Source organism: Shewanella sp. SG41-4, from assembly GCF_014164505.1.
Taxonomy (GTDB): Bacteria; Pseudomonadota; Gammaproteobacteria; order Enterobacterales; family Shewanellaceae; genus Shewanella.
The window spans coordinates 1-1,689 of sequence record NZ_JACJFI010000540.1; the positions used below are offsets into that span (position 1 = coordinate 1).

Sequence of the window (1,689 nt, forward strand, 5' to 3'; positions counted from 1 at the left end):
ATCAAATATGCTTAGGCCCAGTGATTCAAATAGCGTAGAAACACTTAAAATGTATAGCGTATCCAATGTATTTAAAAGGACAATCATTATGAGCAAAAAACAAGCATACGAAAAGAAATTGCAGGCGCAGCTTGACGAGTGGAACGCTGATATCGACAAGCTTAAAGCAAAAGCTGACGCTGCAACTGCTGATAAACAGCTTGAATACTACAAGAAAATAGAGGAACTTCAGTCTATGCAGGACAATGCCAATAAAAAGCTTACTGAGCTTAAAAAGGCCGGGGACGATGCTTGGGAAGACATTAAAGTCGGTATTGATAGTGCATGGGATTCGCTTGGTTCTGCATTTAAGTCTGCGACGTCCAGATTCAAATAAACATACTAGATAATAGATATTCAATATTCGAGTTAAAAGTCATCCTACATTATGGCGGCCAATCATTAATGAGGTTATGCATTAAATGATACAAGGAAGTATTAACGTTGGTCGGCATAGCACCGAGAAATCGTTTAAATAAAGCTTATAAATTGCGATAGAGTCGATAATTGCGGTTTCACTATTGGACTTTGAAGCAGATGAAGCTTGCCGGCTCATTGAACAAGGTGACATAGAAAGTAAGCAGGTTACCCGTAAGCACAGTTTGTTGTTTCAATCTCAACTAGCCAAGGTTAAAGCACTTATTTAAGCGCTTTATCAACACCTCTAGCGCATTACGATTGCGATTAAATCAATCTACAAGGTACTGAAATGACATGTCTGCCAACCATATATTATGTTTTTAGTTAGTAGAATGACTTCATTACTCAGTCAGGTGTGTATAACAATAATTTCACAGTGATTCATTTGTATTTACCACTTCAGATAATGATATTATTTGAAGTGCAGTCTATTAAAGACGTTAGTAAATGCTTAATTTTATATCGCTTTGTAGTTTTTATGAGTAGGTAAATAATGGTCTAAGTTAAAAAAGCGCGAATACAGGATGTTGCTCAACAAGCGGGCTTGTCTTTGATGACCGTATCGCGAGTATTAAACCAAGACCCTAAAGTAAGCGATAAAACACGCAGCAAGGTGTTAGCCGTGGTTGAGCAATTACAATATAGGCCTAACGAGATTTGTGGTGGTCGTTGATAAAACGCATCTAATTCGCCATGATGATAAGCATTGTTGTTATATTATGCATTGGTGCTGTGCTGTATAAATTGATTTTGTTTCATGCATTTACAATTATGTTTTGGGTGAGTAAAGTGATTATCAACGTTTGTTGAATATGACTTTTTTACTACTACACAGTTGTTCAACGGCAATCTTCAGAGTGTGTATGTACAACCAAGCTCGCTATATTAAATTGGATCTTACCTGTGAATCTTATAAACGAAGTTATTGATGAAGAAACAATCCCTGCTGATTGTATTAGTAACTTAACCGTTGATAATCTTATTTTTACCCTTCATGAAGGCAAACTTAAAGTCTTACTGGTTAAATTCAATAAAGGCCTAGCAACAAATAAATGGGGCTTAGTCGGTCATTGGGTTCGCAGTGACGAAAACCTTGAGACGGCAGCATCTCGAGTCGTAAAGAATACTGCTGGGGTTGAAAACTTATATGTAGACCAACTAGGCGCCTTCGGTGATGTTGACCGTTACCCAGCCAGACGAATTATTACCATTGCGTTTTATTCGTTGGTC

General features: G+C 37.4%; 3 protein-coding genes and 1 pseudogene. All 4 read left to right on the forward strand.

Annotated elements, in window-relative coordinates; translation table 11 throughout:
- The coding region (locus H5202_RS22005; RefSeq protein ID WP_259397437.1) for a hypothetical protein at positions 1-376 on the forward strand (376 nt) is incomplete at its 5' end.
- 184 nt (positions 377-560) lie between these two features.
- Positions 561-686: a hypothetical protein gene (locus H5202_RS24455; protein ID WP_259397438.1), complete on the forward strand. Its 126-nt coding sequence runs from the start codon at positions 561-563 to the stop codon at positions 684-686.
- Positions 687-976: 290 nt separating this feature from the next.
- Entirely contained in the window at positions 977-1,132 is a 156-nt protein-coding gene (locus H5202_RS22010) for a LacI family DNA-binding transcriptional regulator (RefSeq protein WP_336244832.1), read from the forward strand.
- A gap of 230 nt (positions 1,133-1,362) precedes the next feature.
- Positions 1,363-1,689, forward strand: a pseudogene (locus H5202_RS22015) (NUDIX hydrolase); the annotation flags it as partial.